Here is a 17,170-nt window from a genome sequence, read left to right as displayed (position 1 = left end):
TTCGCATTGCACGGCGCGGTCGCGTCGCGCGCGTTCGCCCAGGCGCCGCACGCGTCCAACCGCGCGTTACAGCAGCCTCTTGAGCTCCTCCAGCCGCTCCTGCGGCACCTTGCCCGAGGCACTGCGCCCGAGATCGTCCACGAAGCGCACGGCCTGCGGCTTCTTGTAGCCGCCCAGCTCGCGCGCGCAGTGCGCCACGATGTCGGCCTCCGAGATGCGCGACCCTTCGGCACGCACCACGAACGCAGCCAGCGACTCGCCCCACTGCTTGTCGGGCACTCCCGCGACCACGGCGTCGGCCACCCCGGCAAGCGCCTTGATGCACCGGCTCACCTCGAGGGGATACACGTTCTCGCCCCCCGATATGACCAGGTTGTTCTTGCGATCCACCAACGTGAGGAAGCCCTCCGCGTCCAACACGCCGATATCGCCCGTGCGATACCACCCGTCCCGCACCGCCTCGGCCGTGCGCACGGGGTCGCGGTAATAGCCGAGCATCAGCGTGTCGGTTCGCACGAGCACCTCGCCGGGAACGCCCGCGGCACAGGCGCGCCCCCCGTCGTCGGCGATCCGTATCTCCATGCCCGGCACCGCCTTTCCCACCGTGGGCAGAAGCCGCGGATGCTCATGGTGCTCGGGGAGCAGCATGGTTATGGCCGCCGTCGTTTCCGTCATGCCGTAGCCTTGGAGAAACCCGCAGGGCAGAAGACGTCGGCAGTGCTCCAGGAGCTCCGGTTCCACCGGCTCGCCCCCGTAGATGATGAGCTCGAGCGTAGCCAGCTCGATGCCCTCCTGCGCCACGTAGTCGGCGAGCCCGCGCATGAGGCACGGCACGAGAGCCGTGCGCGTGGCGCCCGTGCGCACGATGTCCGCGGCGATGTCGGCCGGCTTGTGCGAATCGGCTATCACGAGGCGCGCACCCAGCGCCAGCGTGGCGAGCGTCGAGACGAACGTGACGTGGAACAGCGGCAGCTCGCATAGCAGGATATCGTCGTGCGAGAAGCGCATGCCTGCAATATCGATAGCGACGCGCCTGGTCAGCGCGCCATGTGAAAGCAGCACGCCGCGCGGCAGCCCCGTCGTGCCGCTCGTGTACAGCAGCATGGCCGGATCGCCGTCGTCCACGTCGCATACGCTCGGCACCGGGCCGGCGGAAGCGAGCAGCTCCTCGTAGCGCAGCACGCCGCCGTGCTCCGTGCCCGCGCCGCCGACGGCTGCGGCGCCCTCCCCGCCGTCGATGTCCACGATCGTGAGCGGTCGGCCGACCTCGACCAGCGCCTCGGCCAAAGCCGCGCGCAGGGCGGCCGAAACGAACACCACGCGAGCCTCGGACCGGGCAAGCAGCCGGGCTATGACCCGCGGCGAGAGCCTCACGTTGTAGCGCTCGCACACCGCCCCCAGATGGGCACAGGCGAAAAGAACCTCCACCGTCACGTTCGAGTTGGCTGCGATAACGGCGGCGAAGCCCCCCTTGCCCACGCCGAGCTCCGCGAGGGCGCCGGCAAGCGCATGGATGCGCCGGCACATCTCCCGATACGTGAACTCCCGGCCGCGGAAGCACAGGGCCACCTGATCGGGATAGACCCGCGCCGGTTCGTCCAGCAGCGAGGCGAGCGATGCCATCACAGCCCGCCCACGTAATCGGTCTTGCGCAAGACACCCTTCTCGTAGAACGCCGCGATCTCCCCCTCGTCGAAGCCGATTTCCGCCAGCACGTCGTCGTTGTCCATGCCCTGCGAGGGGCAGCCGCGCCATATCTGCGACGGGTTGTTCTTGAAGCGCGGCACCGACGCCACGCCCTTCACCGTGCGACCGTCCACCGTGTCCCACTCGGTCCACGTGCCGCGCGCCAGGTAGTGCGGGTGGCTCTCCATCATCTCGTAGTTCATGACCACGGAGCACGGTATGCCGATGCCGGCCATGGCCTCGGCGAACTCGGCAGCCGTGTGCTCGGCGCAGTACTGCTCGATGGCGCCGTCGAACACGGGCGCGCCCGGCGAGTCGATGCCCACCGACGGTATGCCCTCGGGGAAGAGCTCGCTTCCGTACTCCAGCCCGAAGAACTCGACGGCCTTCTTCGTGGTGGACTGGCCGGCCGTGAACAGGTACACGCCCTCGCCGTCGGCGCACTCGTAGTAGCCCGCGCCCGCGGAGATGTTGTCGCGCGGGGCCCCGGCGCCGCGCTCCTCCTGCACCTGCTTGTCGAACCACTTGCAGAACAGGCCCGCCTGACAGCGCACGGCCGCCTCGTACTGGGCCAGATCGAAGCTCTCGCCCCTGCCCGTGCGCAACGCTCCCACGTAGGCCGCGAGCGCCGAGCCGTAGGCGAACAGGCCGGCGTAGTAGTCGGTCACGAACTTCTGGATCATGTAGGGCGCCCCGTCCTTGTACCCGTTCAGGTACATGAGGCCCGAGAACGCGTTCACGGTGAAGTCGTAGCCGGGAAGGCTCACGTAGGCGGGGTCGCCTGTGAGACCGTAGCCCGACATATGGCCGACGACCAGCTTCGGGTTATGCTCCCACAGAAGCTCGTCGGTGTAGCCCCAGCGGGCCCACTGGCCGCCGCGCGACGCCTCGATGAAGATGTCGGCGGTCTCGATAAGTTTCAGGAACACGTCATGGCCCTCCGGCGAGACAACGTCCAGCATGAGGTTGCGCATGTTCCGGCGCTCGTTCTGCACGCCCCAGCCGTCCTGCGTCCAACGGTAGGGGTCGATGCCGCGGGGCGGCTCCAACCATATGACGTCGGCGCCGTTCTCGGCGAAAAGCTCCCCGGCGAAGGGGCCGGCCGTCGAAACGGCCGACACCACCACCTTCACGCCCTGCAGGTTCCCGAACTCCGGTATGTCGGCATGCTTTGCCATGGAACCATCTCCTTTGCGAATCCTGGACGGACGATTTCCCCTACGCAACGCAGGTGTCGAAGAACTCGATGGCGCTGTTCACGGCAAGCTCCGTGCCCACCCCCGAGCCGCCCGCCTCGGCGCCCACGATGTAGAGCCCCTCGACGGGCGTCTTGATGGGCGGCCGGTCGATGCCGGCCTGCCCCGCCTGCTGGGCGATGCCGATGCCCGCGCCGTCCTCGCCCATGATGCGCGCGGCGTCGGAGGGGTACACCCGCTCCACGAACAGCGCATGCTCCTGCAGGCCGGGGAAATGCTCCTCGGCCAACGCCACGAGCGCGTCGAGGATAGCCGGGCAGTACTCGTCTTTGATGCCGGCCGGCACCGCCGTGGTCATCATCACGAGCTGCTTGCCCGCGGGCGCCACCGACGGGTCGAAGCTCGAGGGCACCACGATGAACGAGTTCAGCTCCTCGGGCACCTCGCCCCTCATCAGCCGGTCGTTGTACTCCTTCACGGGCACCGACGAGAAGCCCGAGAGCATCTTGATATCGGGGCTGATGACCGTGTCGAGCGCGAAGCGCGCGATGATCGACACGAACGATATCTCCAAGCCCTCCACGTAGCGCACGTACTCGGCGTCGAAGGCGTTCTCGCCCACGAGGTCGCGCACCGTCTCCTTGATGCCCGCATTCGACACCACGAGGCCGCTGCGGAGCTCCTCGCCGCCCGCCACCACGCCCACGGCCCGGCCGTCCTCCACCAGCACCTTGTCCACCGGCACGCCGAAGCGCACGTCCACGCCATAGCTCCCGAGTCCCGCCAGATACGCCTCCATGAGGGCCACGCACCCGCCGGTCGGATACCCCGACGAACGCGCCTCGGCCTCCCACTTGAGGCAGCGGGCGAACTCGCCGGCCGACAGGCGATACTCGGGGATGCAGCAGTAGATGAAGCCCACCTGGCTTACGCAGGCGTGCACGAACGGGTCGGTGGTATAGGAGTTCAGGAACTCCTCGAGCGTCTGCCCGTCGAACGCGTGCGTCTCCTCGTCGCTCATGCCCTTGACGTCGGCGACCATCTTGATGACGGCCTCGAAGTCGGCGTCGGGCACGCGCCCTTTAAGGTCGTGCGGGAACTTGAAGTTCTCCCCGCCCGTGGTCTGGATGGGGCGAACCTTCGTGAACTCGATGCCGTGCTCAACACCGCAGCGTTCCAGCAGCTGGATGAGCGGCCCCTTCTCGCCGCGCGAGATCAGGTGGACGCCGAAATCTACCGTGAAGCCGTCGCGCTTCGACGAGCCTATGCGCCCGCCCGGTTGGTTGCGCTTCTCCAAGAGCACAACGCTCCTGCCGCTCTCGGCGAGCAGCAGCGCGGCCGCGAGGCCGCCGATGCCCGCCCCTATTACGATCGCATCATAGCGCTTCATACACATGCCTCCTCCTTCTCGGCGCGCCCGCGGGCGCGCATGGCCCACTGCGGCCGCAGGTTATTTCTTGGCGGGAAGCGCGTAGTAGTTGAAGTCCATCTGCGCCACCTGCTCGCCGTCCACGTCGAACACCGGTATCTCCAGGAAGTAGTCGCCGCGACCGCGCTCGCGCACGGGGGCGATCTTCTGCTCGGCCTCCTCCTCGGTGAGCGACAGATCGACCACGAGGTCCTTCGTGCCGGGCTTCAGGAACCTGAGCTCCACCCCCTTCAAGATGGGCACGAACTCGTCGGTGCCGTAGGTGGCCATGAACAGCGTGCCGCCTGCTATCTCGGCCAGCACGAACTCGCTGCCGGCGTAGGCGATGCCCACGTGGTTCAAGTGGCGTCCGGCCACGGGGAGGCGCAGCCTTACGTGGCGCTCCTCCACGGCCTCCGCCTGCAGCTGGGCCATGTTGACGAAGGGGGTGGGCCCATCGCTCACGTTCTTGGCCAAACCCGCGAAAAACTCCTGGTCCATGGTTTGATCCTCCTTGCTATCGGTCGGAATGGCCGGGCGGCTCGCTGCCGCCCGGCGCGGTTTGCCGCGGTGCGGCGCCCTACGCCCCGAGCGCGGCCGAGAGCTTGGGCAGCACCTCGTACAGGTCGGCCACGATACCGTAGTCGCACTGCTTGAACACCGGGGCGTTCTTGTCCTTGTTGACGGCCACGATGGTCTTGGCGCTGTTAGCGCCCACCATATGCTGGATCTGGCCCGACAGGCCCACGGCCACGAACAGGTCGGGCTTGAGCAGGGCGCCCGACACGCCGATGTAGCGTTCGCGCGCCATCCAGCCCGACCCCTCGGCCACGGGGCGCGTGCAGCCCACCTCGGCCTCGAGCGCGGCGGCCAGCTCGTCCACGAGCGCAAGGTCCTCCTGCGCAGCCACGCCGCGCCCCACGCTCACCACGCGCCGTGCGGCCGCGAGGTTCACGGACTCCACCGTCCGCGGCCTGCGCTCGACGAGCCTCGCCGATGCCGCAGCGGACGCGGCCGGCAGCTCCGAAACCGCCGCTTCCCGCGCGGCGCCTTCGACGACCGGCTCGGAAACCAGCAGGCCCTCGGCGAGCAGGGCCACCGCGCAGCCCTCCCGCACCCGCTCGACGGCGAACGCCTTGCCGCCGTACACCATGTGCTCGGCCAGCAGGGCGCCGTCGTCCACCCAGATGCGCCCCACGTCGTTCAGCACCCGCGTGCCCAGCTCCGCAGCCACGCGCGCCGCCATGAGCCGCGTGCGCTTGCCCGCGGCGAACAGCACGGCGCGCGGAGCGTGCTCCCCCGCCGCGCCGGCAATCGCCGCCGCGCAGTCCTCCACCAGGCCGCCCTCGGGAACCGCGACCGTATAGACGGCCTCGGCCCCGCAGCTTGCGGCCGCCTGCGCCGCGCCCCCGCCCACGGCCACGGCCTCGACCCGCTCGCCCAGCCGACGGCCCACGGCGCCGAGCGCGGCGAAGCGCTCGGGAGCCTCGCTCACCACCCATACCTTGCTCAATGCACTCATGCTCTCCCCCTGCCTTACCGCGATGCCCGGATGCCGGACACCAGCTCGCCGATATTCTCGTCCGTCGCCCCTTCGAGCACGATTCCCTTGCGCGCGATGCTCGCGGGCGCCTTCACGGAAACCGTCTCCACCGGGCTTTCGGGCATGCCCCCCACCTCGTCGAGGCTCCACGTGGTCACGGGCTTCTTGCCCGCGGCGAGGATGTCCTTGAGCTGCGGGATGCGCGGAAGCGCGGCATCGGAGGTCATGGACACCACGGCCGGCGGCGCGATCTCGAGCACCTCCACCTCGTTCTCCAGCACGCGCTCCACCGAAAGCGCGCCGCCCTCGGCGCGCACGCTGCCCGCTGCGTTCACCACGGGCAGGCCCAGCAGCGCGCCCACGAGCAAGCCCACCTGCTGGGAGTACCGGTCAGCCGATCCCTCGCCGCAGACCACGAGGTCGAAATCGATCTTGCGCAGCGCCGCGGCCAGCACCGAGGCCGTCTGGAACGCATCGGCGTCCTCGAGCGCCGGGTCCACCACGCGGTACAGCTCGTCGGCCCCGCGCGACAAGGCGGCCTTCACGAGCTTCGTGTCGTTCAGCTTCTCGCCCCCGGCGGAGAGCAGCACGGCGCTCCCGTCGGTGGCGGCGGCCAGCTGCGCCGCCGCCTCGATGGCCACCAGGTCGTACTCGCCGAGCACCCACTGCGCGCGGTCGAGGCGCAGGGCCCCGTCGGCGCCGGCCTCGATGTCCTGGGCATCGGGGACTATCTTGTAGCATGCCACGATGTTCATGGTTCGCGAATCCCTTCTCGTCGATGGGGCGTTCTACTGCACTTCCTTGATGAGCGCGCGGCCGGCGGTGTGCACCATGATCTCCTCGGTGCCCGCCATGATGCGGTAGACGCGCTGGTCTCGCCACAAACGCGAGATGCGGCAGTCGTGCGTGTAGCCGATGCCGCCCATGATCTGCAGGGCGTCGTCGATGACCTCGAAGGCGGCCTGCCCGGTGTAGCGCTTCACGAGCGACGAGTCGATCATGATGGACTCGCCGTTGTCCTTCTTCCACGCGGTCTTGTACAGCAGGTTCTGCATGTTCTCTATCTTTATGCGCATGTCCACGAGCTTCTCCTGGACAAGCTGGAAGCTGCCGATGGTCTTGCCGAACTGCATGCGCTGGGCGGCGTAGCGCAGGGCCTCGTCGTACGCGCAGCGGGCCATGCCCACGTTGGCGGCGCAGATGGTCAGCCGCTCCACCTCGAAGTTCTTCATGAGCTGATAGAAGCCCTTGCACTCCTCGCCCACCAGGTCGGTCTCCTCGCACTCCACGTCATCGAGGTGCACCTCGTAGGTGCCGCACATGTTGTTGCCGATCTTATCCAGCTTCTCGATGGTCACGCCCGGGCGGTCCATCGGGAACAGGTACATGCTGAAGTCCTTGTAGGGGCTCTCGCTCACGCCGCTGCGGCACACGCACAGCATGTAGGGTGCGCGGTCGGCGCTCGTGTTGAACGTCTTGTTGCCGTTTATGTACACCTTGCCGTCGCGCTTCGTGGCCGTGGTGGCCATGGCGGCGCTGTCAGAGCCCGCCTGCGGCTCGGTGAAGCCGAGCGTGAAGGGCTTCCTGCCCTCCAGCGCATACCCCAAGATCTTCTCCTGTTGCTCCTTGCTGCCGAACGTGAGAATGTCGTCAACCTCGGTGGCGAAGTTGATCCAGCACAGCGACGGGTAGCCCAGCGCGTGCGCCTCCTCGGCCACCATGACCTGGGTGAGCGTGTCGGTGGGCGTGCCGCCGAACTCCTCGGGAATGCCGAGGGTGGTAAAGCCGGCCTCCACAAGGGCGTCCACGGCCTTCTGGGGGTATTCGTGGTTGCGGTCGCACTCCTTGAAGTAGTCCTCGAAGTTGCCCCGCTCCATGACGGTTTTCAGGCTGTCGAGCAGAAGCTCCTGCTCCTCGGTCTTCTTGAAGTCCATGGGTTGCTCCTATCGTTCGAAGGAATCGGCGGTCTGCCTGCTGGGAAGGGGGGTCGGTGCGAGGCGGCCCCACCGGCCGGAAACCGGATAGGGTGCGCTGCGTCCCTGCCGGCCGCCGCCATTATAGGGAGCCGCGCCGGCATGGCCCAAATACGTATGTTGCAGCCGCCCTTCCCATGCCCGAATGCATGCCCATTCATCTTCTGGTATCCTACTTTTCACATTCTGCATAAACCGAGTCGACGCGAGGACGGTGGGTCTTTCATGGACATCGAGGTGTACCGGGAATTCATGGCGCTCGCCGCCCACAAGAGCTTCGTGTCGGCCGCCCGCGACCTGAACATGTCGCAGCCCTCGCTGAGCCGGCACATGAACGCCCTTTCCAACGATCTGGGATGCCGGCTCTTCTACGACACGCGCCCCCTGAGCCTCACGGCGGCCGGCGAGGTGGTGCTCAAGCACGCGGGCAAGATCATCGGCGACCAGGCGAACATGCTCGCCGAGCTGCGCGCGCTTCCTGCGGGCGGCAGCAATCGCATCCTCATCCTCGACCTGCTGCACACCAACGCGCTCTACGTGGGCATCAACGAGGCCGTCGCCCGCGCCAAGGAGCGCTTCGCCGGGCTGCGCGTGGAGTTCGTCAACATGGACAACTCCGGGCTGGGCGGGCAGCAGATGGTGGATGCCGGCAAGGTGGACGTCGCCTTCGAGACCATCATCTCCGAGGACCCGCCCACCGAGCTCTACGTGTCCGACTCGGTGGAGGCCATCTGGATTCCCGAGTTCCACGGCGAGCTCGTGGCCGGCGTCTCGCGCACCTCGCCGCTGGCGGCCAAGGGGCAGCTCGCGCTTGCCGACCTTGCGCAATCCCGCTTCATCCTGCAGGCGAACCGCTACAGCGAGCGGTTCCGCGAGGACTTCATCGCGCTGTGCCGCGAGGTGGGCTTCTATCCCAACATCACGCTCGTTCCCACCGACAACCCGCTGGAATTCTACGCCACTGACCCGGGCGACGGCATCCACCTGCTCACCAAGGTGGACCGGAAGTACAAGCCCCTCATGTCCGACATGCTCAAGCAGCATGTGGTCATCCTTCCCTTCGCGGATAAGAAGCGCTACGTGGACGCCTTCGCGCTCATGGACAGCGACCCCGGACGCCCCGACCTCGAGTACTTTGCCGAGCTTCTCCGGGAGCACGCCGAGCGGTTCCATTCGGCGGATGCCCCCGCCGACGCCTGATCGATCGAACGGCGCTGTGCGCGGCTCCCGCCAGCATGCCGGCGCTCCCGCCCTCGCACGGCCATGACCGGGGATGCGCCAGAAAATCCCTTACTGCACAACCGCTTCCGCCGCGGCCTCAATCTCCGTATCGCAGCGCGGAATCCGCACGAACAGCCCGCACGCCGCGCACGCGGCGACGATGCCCGCCGTGAGGTAGAACGCGATCGTGCAGGTTCCCGTCGCATCGTACACAGCCCCGCTCGCTATGGGCAGCGCAGAGGCCACCACCGTGGTGATCATGATGCCCGTGCCCAGGTTCTTGGAGAACGACGAGGCCCCGAAGTAGTTGGCCATGGCCGTGGGAAACACGGCATTGACGCCGCCGAACCCGAAGCCCACGCACACGTAGAACGCGAAGAGCATCGCCTCGTTCTGCGCCGCCGCGCCGGCTAGGACGCCCACGACCAAGATCACCGTGGACGCTACGATGAGCCTCACGGGCTCGATGCGGTCGGACACCATGCCCAGAAGGAGCTTGCCCAGCAGGCTGACGCCTCCCATGACGGCCACGCCCGCCACCACGAGCCCGCTGTCGAAGCCGAGCGACGAGAAGTGCAGGGCGCTTTGCGAGGTGGCCAGCGTATACGACGCGAACCCGCCCGTGGCCGCCAGCGAGATGAGCCAGAAGGCCGGCGTCCTCGCCACGCGCTTGAACGGCACGGCGTCGGTGTTCTTGTACACCTTGAAGCCCTTGCCGCTACCGCCGAGCACACTCGGGTCGGCGATGCCGTCGGGATGCTGTCCCAGATCGGCAGGCTTGTTCTTCACGAACAGGAGCGCCACGGGGATGAGCACCGCGCTCAGGCCCACCAGCAGGTACCATCCGCTGCGCCACGTACCGCCCGTGGCGCCCACGATGGCGTTCACGACGGGCGGCCCCACGAACGACGCGCTCGCCCCCAGCACCATCATGGCGGTCATGGCAATGCCGCGGCGCGCCACGAACCAGTCGCCGACCGTGCTCTGCACGGCCAGCTGCCCCACCATCATGGTGGCGGCGCTCGTCACGATGCCGAACACCAGGAAGTACGCCACCGGCGAGGACACGAGGAATATCAGCGCGAGCATGGCCAAGAGCATGACCGCTGCGCCGAGCGCCATGCTGAACCGGGCGCCCTTCTTCGCGATAAGCGCCCCCACGAGCGGCGCCGAGAGCCCCTGCACCAGGACGAACAGCGAAAAGCCCGTTCCCAGCATGGTGGCGTTCATGCCAAGCGACGCATCCTGGAGCATCAGCGGGTTGACGATGGTGGCCGTGGGCAAAACGATGCCCGAAGAGCAGAAGTACATGAACCCCAGCACGGGGATCAAGATATAGCCGTAGAACAGCCTCCCCGGTTTCGCGCCCTGCCCCGCCGCAGCGGGCGCCGCGCCCGCATCCCCTTGCCGTGCCTCGTAGTCCATGCCGCCTCCCTAGCGATTGCAGTCTTGCCCTCCTCTGCCCAGCATCGCTCTGACGGTTTGGAAAATCTTCCGCAACTGATGTTGAAATCTGCGTTTCAGCTCCGCAGTCCTCATACCCAGATACTGAAGCGTCACCTCCCGCCCGTTATCGGGAAGCACGTGCTCCGCAGTATGCAGATGATGAATCGGATGGTTTCGATTCTCGCATTGCAGCCCTACGACGACAGGCACCGCTTCTTGCAACATACGTATTTGCCCCTTGTCGAAGGCGGTCTCTATAATGCGTGGCACGCGGCTGGGGGCCGCGGCGATCGAGAGCTCTGCACCGGACTGGGAACCCGGCTCCGCACCGGCGGAGAATGCACCGCACTCTCTCAACAAGGAGGTACAACGCATGGAAAACACCAACGTTCCTATGGTAAAACGCCTGATCGGAATAGGACTGGCGATTGTCTGTCTCGCCATCGGCTTCCTGGTCCCGGGCTCCGAGGCCCTCTCGCACCAAGGAGCAACCGCGCTCGGCATCCTGGGCGCCCTCGTGGCGCTGTGGGTCACCTCGGCCCTGCCCCTGGGCGCCACCGCCCTGCTCGTCGTCGTGCTATGCCCGGTGCTCGGCGTGGTCGACAACCTGGGCAAGGCCATCGGCGGCTTCGCCAGCCCCGCGCTGCTCTTCATCATCGCGGTGTTCTCGATGCCCGTCATCATGCTCAAGACGAACTGGGGCGTGCGCCTCATCAACGCGCTCATCGGCTGGACCGGCGCCAACTCGCGCAAGCTCGTGCTGGGCTTCATGTGCGCCACGACGCTCGTGTCCACGGTCATGTCCGACGTGCCCTGCACGGTGCTGTTCCTGGGTTTCGCGCTCACCATCCTCAAGGCCGCCGACGCCAAGCCGCTGCAGTCGAACCTGGGCCGCTGCCTCATGATCGGCATTCCCATCGCCGCCGTCACCGGCGGCATGGCCACGCCTGCCGGCAGCTCGTTCAACGTCGTGGCCATGAACATCCTGCAGCAGGCCACCGGCACCTCCATCTCGTTCCTCGACTGGGTGCTCGTCGCCCTGCCCGTCGTCATCATCATGACGCCCATCTGCTGGTTCTTCATCACGGCCATCCTCAAGCCCGAGCCCATCGCCGACTCCTGCCTGCAGGGCATCCGCGACCAGGCCGCCAGCGCCAAGAAGATCGAGGCCTACGAGGTGAAGGCCATCCTCGTGATCGGCGCCATGCTGGTGCTGTGGATCGTGGGCAACTGGGTTCCCGTCCTCAACGCCACGGTGGTCGCCCTCATCGGCCTGACCGTCATGTTCCTGCCGGGCATGGACCTGCTCACCTGGAAGGAGTTCCAGGGCTCCGTGCCGTGGGGCATCGTCATCATGTGCGGCACCATCATGTCCATGGGCGGCGTGGTTGAGGCCACGGGCGGCGCGGCGTTCCTCGCCGGCGCTATCTCCGGCAGCGGCGTCATGGACCTGGGCTTCTTCGCGGCGTTCGCGCTCCTGCTCGCGCTCATCTACCTGCTGCACACCGTGTGCCCCATCGGCGTGGCTATCCTGGGCATCTTCCTGCCCATCATGATCACGCTGTGCGCCGGCTTCGGCGTGTCGCCGGCCGTGCCCACCATCGCGCTGGCCGTGGTAGTTGCCGGCAACTACCTCATGCCCGTGAACCCCACGGTCATGCTGACTTACGGCGAGGGCTACTACACCTTCGGCGACATGTTCAAGACCGGCATCGTTCCCTCGGTGGCCCTCGTGCTCATCATGGCCGCCTGGATGCCGTTCATCGTGGGGGTCATGGGCCTGTAAGGCGCCCCTCGCTTTCGCAAGCACCCCGCGTGCAAGGACCCCGGAACCGCTACGGTTCCGGGGTCCTTCTTCGTGCCGGCCGGGAAGCGGCGACCCCCCTAGGGCAAGGACTTCCTGCAGGCAGGCCGGTACCGCTCTGCGGGAGACGGCCGGGCGCGCACCCGAGCCTCACTCCCCGTCGTAGCCCTCCACGATGTTCATGAGATGCTGCTGCGAGCTGATATCGAGCTTGCGGTAGATGTGGTAGATGTGGGACTTGGCCGTGGCCGGGCTCACCACCAGCTGCTCGGCGATGTGCTCGGCGTTGCGCCCCTTGGCCAGCAGCAGGAACACCTCCTCCTCGCGCGGCGTCAGGCCGTAGCGCTGGGCCACAAGCTCGCAGCGTTTCCTGAAGAAACCGGGCCCCGACTGGTCCGCGCCGACATCCCCAGCCTCTCCGAGAACCCGCTCTGCGGCAGGCGGCGCCAGCAGCTCGTTCAACCGCTTCCTCGCCTGGGCGTCGTCGCCTCCGTACACGCAGAACGCCACGACCAGAACCAAAGCGAACGCCACCATCAGCAGGTCGAGTTGCGTCCCCGCAAGCGGATACGCGAACACCGCGAGGTAGGCCACCGCCGACCCGGCAAGGAAGCCCAGGTAGCTGGGGGTCTGGCGCAAGGCGAACCGATCCACCGGGTGCAGCCGGAACTCGTAATTGTCGATGCTCGTGGTGCACCATCCCACGATGGTCGAATGTGCGAGCGCAGCGATGATCATGCCGCCGCACACCACCCGCCCCGGCCCGTCGAAGAAGGGGAACAGCAGCATCCCGGCCATGAGGACGGGCAGCGAGATGCGCTGGACGATAGCCATGTCCACGTCCACCTTGGACCCGAGCAGCGCCCACAGAAGCGCCACCAGCGTGCCCACCAGCCCGCTCGCACCTCCGATGACGGCCACTTCCTGGCCCATGGAGCACAGCTCGATGGCCATGAACCCGTACACCGCCCCTTGGCTGGCAACCGACAACGAGGCGGGCACCGTCAGCACCTTCGTGCGGCGGAACGCGCCCACGGGCAAGATGCGCTCGGCGGGGATGCGCGTTGAAAGATAGGCCGCCAACCCCACCGATCCCACGATGAACAGCGCGATCTCAAGCAGGTTGAGCCACTGGGTGTCCGAGGCGTTGGCAAAGACGAACAGCAGCGTGCCACCGATGGAGCCCAGGCCGACGGCCACCCCGGTACGACGGGTGGGAATCAAGCTGAAGAACACGCACCAGTACATCATGATGCTTCCCTGGGCAACGCCGAACAGGGCCCAGGAGATCACCGAGACGGCAAGCGGGATACCCGCGAACGCCATGTTCACGAACGCGTTCGCCACCGCTGCGAGCGCGAGCAGCGAGCCGATGGCGAACAGGCGGTTGCGGTTCTCGAAAGCCCAATCGGCCTTCCACGCGCAGAAAGCGAACGTGGCCGCCAGCGTCAGCACCGACACGATGCGCAAGGCCGTGGCCTCCCGTATATCGCAGAATGCGAGAAGGGCGAGGGAAGGGCTGAAGGTGGCCGACAGCTCCCACCCGATGAGGAACGCGAAGCCGATGGTGGCAAGGACGTAGGTCAGGCGGAGATCATCGGGCGTTCTTATGTCGTTTGAAGCTGTTTCCGCAGGTGAATCAGGTGTCATCCCCGCTCCTCAACATCAGAGTATGATAATGTTCCAGCCTATTCCCGCAATTCAACCTTAGCAGCGGTAGATAATTTTCCCCCAACGAAGAATACTGCCCGCATGCGGGAGGGGACGATCGCCGCTTCCCGCATGCGGGCATTTTAGCGTTCCCGCGCTAAGCGCACAACCGCCCGCCCCGATCGCCGCTCCACACTGGCCGGACGCCTTGCAGGGGGCCTCCGGCGACCGCCGCGCCACCGACCACGCGGTCCTGCACGCAGAGAGGACGAACCATGTGCTTCAGACCACCCACCGTCGACAACGGACCCGTGAAGTGCCCCAAGTGCGGCGCCGAGGTCGACCCGAAGGCCGACGCCTGCCCGAGCTGCGGCGCCAAGGCGGTGCCGATGCCCGGGATCCCCACGCCTCCGGGCGCGCCCACCCCGCCGCCGGTCCCCGGCGTGCCCGGCGCGCCGAAGGTGCCGAGCGTGCCCAAGCCGCCCGCGCCCACTGCGTAAGGGGAGAGCGGGGAGGTTTCGAAGGGAAGCCACGAGGAGAGGAGAGCAACGCATGACCAAGAACGTGAAGGGCACGCCCATCGTCAAGGGCCTGGGCTTCGACAGCTTCGGGCTCGGCGCGAACGCGTGCACGGTCGACATCGACGAGGAGCAGGACAAGATCCTGCGCATCCGCCCGTTCCACTTCGACGAGCACCAAACGCCCGAGGAGCTGAACGCATGGCGGATCGAGGCCCGCGGAAAGACCTTCGAGCCGGGCTTCAAGACGCTCATCTCGCCGCTGTCGCTGTGCTACAAGAAGCGCGTGTACTCGAAGAACCGCATCCCCTACCCGATGAAGCGCGTGGACTGGGACCCGGAGGGCGAGCGGCACCCCGAGACGCGCGGCACGAGCGGCTACGAGCGCATCAGCTGGGACGAGGCCGCGCAGATCGTGGCCAGCGAGATCAAGCGCATGCACGACGAGTACAGCCCCGAGGCCATCCTGTGCGAGATCGATGGCCACGGCGAGACGAAGGTCGTCCACGCGGCGCACGGCTGCATCACCCAGCTTCTGGACCTCTGCGGCGGCTTCACGCTGCAGGCCCGCCAGCCCGACAGCTGGGAAGGCTGGTACTGGGGCGCCAAGCACGTCTGGGGCATGGACCCGCTCGGACAGCAGAACCAGCAGAACAACGTCATCAAGGACATCTCCGAGCACGGCGACGCGGTGCTCTTCTGGGGCTGCGACCCCGAGACCACGCCGCTTGGCTGGGGCGGCTACATGGCCAGCCGCCTGTGCTACTGGTTCACCGAGCTCGGCATCAAGCAGATCCACATCTCGCCTGACGTGAACTACACCAACGCCGTGCACGCCGACAAATGGATCCCCGTGCTGCCCAACACCGACGCGGCCCTGCAGCTTGCCATCGCCTACACGTGGATCAAGGAGGGCACCTACGATGCCGCCTACCTCGACACCCATGCCGTGGGCTTCGAGAACTTCAGGCACTACGTCATGGGCGGCGAGGACGGCGTGCCGAAGACGCCGAAGTGGGCCGAGGCCATCTGCGGCGTGCCCTCCTACACCATCAAGGCCCTTGCCCGCTACTGGGCTGCGCACGCGGTTTCCATCGCGCACTGCAACGGCGGATCGTTCATCCGCTCCTGCTTCGCGCACGAGCCCGCACGCCTCGAGGTGGCGCTGCTCGGCATGCAGGGTGTCGGCAAGCCCGGCGCGAACCAGTTCAAGTTCATGGAGTGGACGCTGTTCGGCATCCCCACGCTCGACCCGCTGCCGCCCTCGGTGCACATACCCAGCCTCGGCGCCGCCTACCGCGGCTACGTGACCGGCACGAAGGCCAGCTTCATCCCCAAGACCATGATTCCCGAGGCCATCATGAACCCGCCCGTGCAGTGGTACGGGCATATCGCGGCCGGCTTCCCGCGCGAGGACCAGTTCGACGGGCCCTACACGTTCCCGCCCGAGGGCGGCAGCCGCATCCACATGGTGTGGTCGGACTCCCCCTGCTGGGAGACGTGCTGGAACGGCGGCTTCAAGATGCAGGACGCCCTGCGCCACGAGTCCATCGAATGCGTGGTCGTGCAGCACCCCTGGATGGAGAACGACACCCTGTTCGCCGACATCATCCTGCCGTCCAACACGAAGTTCGAGACGGAGGACATCGGCACGGACTGCGACTCCGGCCAGTGGAACGTCGTGTTCTACGAGCGCCAGGCCATCCAGCCCATTGGCGAGTCGAAGTCCGACAAGGAGGTCGTTGCCGAGGTTGCCCGCGCGCTCGAGCAGTACGGCGGCATCTACGAGGGCATGCTGGACAAGTACCTGGGCGGCAAGACCGACGACGAGTGGATCAAGGTGGGCTTCGAGACGAGCGGCGTGCCCGAGGACCTCACGTTCGAGGAGTTCAAGGAGAAGCAGTACTACGCCTTCCCCACGCGCGAGGACTGGAAGGACATCCCCGCCGGCATCCGCCAGTTCCACGACGACCCCGAGAGGCACCCGCTGCGCACGCCGTCGGGCAAGCTGGAGTACTACTCCACCACGCTCTCGCACTACTTCCCCGACGACCGCGAGCGCGGGCCCATCCCGCACTGGGTCGACGAGGGCGCGGGGCACCAGGAGCGGCAGTACCTGGAGCGCGGGCGGAAGTACCCCTTCCTGCTGGTGTCGAACCACCCGCACTTCCGCGTGCATGCGCAGCACGACGACGTCACCTGGTTCCGCGAGATCGAGACCTGCAAGGTGACGGGCCCCGACGGCTACAAGTACGAGCCGGTGTGGGTGAACCCTATCGACGCAGGCAAGCTGGGACTTTCGACGGGCGACGTCGTGAAGGTGTACAACGAGCGCGGTGCGGTGCTCGGCGGCGTCATCGTCACGGAGCGCATCATGCCCGGGGCCGTGTACCAGGACCACGGCGCACGCTGCGACACCATCGTGCTGGGCGAGGGCGGCCTGGACCGCGGCGGGGCGAACAACCTCATCGCCCCCACGGCCACCACGTCCAAGAACGCCCACGGCGAGGTGACGAGCGGTTTCCTGGTGAACATCGAGAAGGTCGACGTGCTCGCGCTGGCCGCGCAGTACCCGGAGGCGTTCGGGCGCGACTACGATCCCGGCTGCGGGCTGGTGGCCACGGCGCGCGTCGTCGACGAAGGGGAAGGGGAGTAGCCATGGGCAAGGTGTTCGTGTTCGACGTCGCCAAGTGCAACGGGTGCCGCAACTGCCAGATAGCCTGCA

Annotated in this window: 13 protein-coding genes; 4 read left to right on the top strand and 9 right to left on the bottom strand. The window is 67.0% G+C overall.

Annotation, left to right across the window (positions count from 1 at the left end; translation table 11 throughout):
* Positions 1-66 precede the first annotated feature (66 nt).
* The 7 genes from LB310_RS12695 to LB310_RS12665 all read right to left on the bottom strand — a co-directional run bounded on the left by LB310_RS12695 (position 67) and on the right by LB310_RS12665 (position 7,767).
* The gene (locus tag LB310_RS12695) at positions 67-1,623 is read right to left on the bottom strand and encodes a class I adenylate-forming enzyme family protein (RefSeq protein WP_301155167.1); all 1,557 of its coding nucleotides are present in this window, start codon (positions 1,621-1,623) and stop codon (positions 67-69) included.
* A complete protein-coding gene (locus tag LB310_RS12690) occupies positions 1,623-2,864 on the bottom strand; it encodes a CoA transferase (protein WP_301155140.1) in 1,242 nt (413 codons plus the stop codon). The genes LB310_RS12695 and LB310_RS12690 overlap by 1 nt, the downstream gene beginning before the upstream one ends.
* Positions 2,865-2,904: 40 nt before the next feature.
* The gene (locus LB310_RS12685) at positions 2,905-4,272 is read right to left on the bottom strand and encodes an NAD(P)/FAD-dependent oxidoreductase (protein WP_301155139.1); all 1,368 of its coding nucleotides are present in this window, start codon (positions 4,270-4,272) and stop codon (positions 2,905-2,907) included.
* Between the two features lie 60 nt (positions 4,273-4,332).
* On the bottom strand, positions 4,333-4,791 hold the full coding sequence (locus tag LB310_RS12680) for a PaaI family thioesterase (RefSeq protein ID WP_301155138.1): 459 nt from the start codon (positions 4,789-4,791) through the stop codon (positions 4,333-4,335).
* A gap of 79 nt (positions 4,792-4,870) precedes the next feature.
* The gene (locus tag LB310_RS12675; RefSeq protein WP_301155137.1) at positions 4,871-5,812 is read right to left on the bottom strand and encodes an FAD-binding protein; all 942 of its coding nucleotides are present in this window, start codon (positions 5,810-5,812) and stop codon (positions 4,871-4,873) included.
* Between the two features lie 14 nt (positions 5,813-5,826).
* Positions 5,827-6,588 carry a putative electron transfer flavoprotein FixA gene (fixA, locus tag LB310_RS12670; RefSeq protein WP_096228015.1) on the bottom strand — a complete coding sequence of 254 codons (762 nt, stop codon included), beginning with the start codon at positions 6,586-6,588 and terminating at the stop codon, positions 5,827-5,829.
* Between the two features lie 33 nt (positions 6,589-6,621).
* Complete coding sequence (locus LB310_RS12665; RefSeq protein WP_301155136.1) at positions 6,622-7,767, bottom strand: acyl-CoA dehydrogenase; 1,146 nt, start codon at positions 7,765-7,767, stop codon at positions 6,622-6,624.
* Positions 7,768-8,031: 264 nt separating this feature from the next.
* Here LB310_RS12665 and LB310_RS12660 point away from each other — a divergent pair, with 264 nt between their 5' ends.
* The gene (locus LB310_RS12660; RefSeq protein WP_301155135.1) at positions 8,032-9,006 is read left to right on the top strand and encodes a LysR family transcriptional regulator; all 975 of its coding nucleotides are present in this window, start codon (positions 8,032-8,034) and stop codon (positions 9,004-9,006) included.
* 90 nt (positions 9,007-9,096) lie between these two features.
* Here LB310_RS12660 and LB310_RS12655 read toward each other — a convergent pair whose 3' ends face one another.
* A complete protein-coding gene (locus tag LB310_RS12655) occupies positions 9,097-10,452 on the bottom strand; it encodes an MFS transporter (protein ID WP_301155134.1) in 1,356 nt (451 codons plus the stop codon).
* Between the two features lie 394 nt (positions 10,453-10,846).
* Here LB310_RS12655 and LB310_RS12650 point away from each other — a divergent pair, with 394 nt between their 5' ends.
* Positions 10,847-12,259, top strand: coding sequence for an SLC13 family permease (locus LB310_RS12650; RefSeq protein WP_301155133.1), 1,413 nt, complete (start codon positions 10,847-10,849; stop codon positions 12,257-12,259).
* 168 nt (positions 12,260-12,427) lie between these two features.
* Here the strand turns inward: LB310_RS12650 and LB310_RS12645 are convergent, their stop codons facing one another.
* Positions 12,428-13,927: a response regulator transcription factor gene (locus LB310_RS12645; protein WP_301155132.1), complete on the bottom strand. Its 1,500-nt coding sequence runs from the start codon at positions 13,925-13,927 to the stop codon at positions 12,428-12,430.
* Between the two features lie 275 nt (positions 13,928-14,202).
* On the opposite strand from LB310_RS12645, the gene LB310_RS12640 reads away from it, so the two are divergent.
* Positions 14,203-14,427, top strand: a complete 225-nt coding sequence (locus LB310_RS12640; protein WP_301155131.1) for a zinc-ribbon domain-containing protein — start codon at positions 14,203-14,205, stop codon at positions 14,425-14,427.
* A 52-nt stretch (positions 14,428-14,479) separates the two neighbouring features.
* Positions 14,480-17,101: a molybdopterin-dependent oxidoreductase gene (locus LB310_RS12635; protein WP_301155130.1), complete on the top strand. Its 2,622-nt coding sequence runs from the start codon at positions 14,480-14,482 to the stop codon at positions 17,099-17,101.
* The last annotated feature ends 69 nt before the right edge of the window (positions 17,102-17,170 follow it).

The organism is Gordonibacter sp. RACS_AR49, from assembly GCF_030418435.1.
Classification (GTDB): Bacteria; Actinomycetota; Coriobacteriia; order Coriobacteriales; family Eggerthellaceae; genus Gordonibacter; species Gordonibacter urolithinfaciens.
This window is presented reverse-complemented; position numbering and strand designations above follow the sequence as displayed.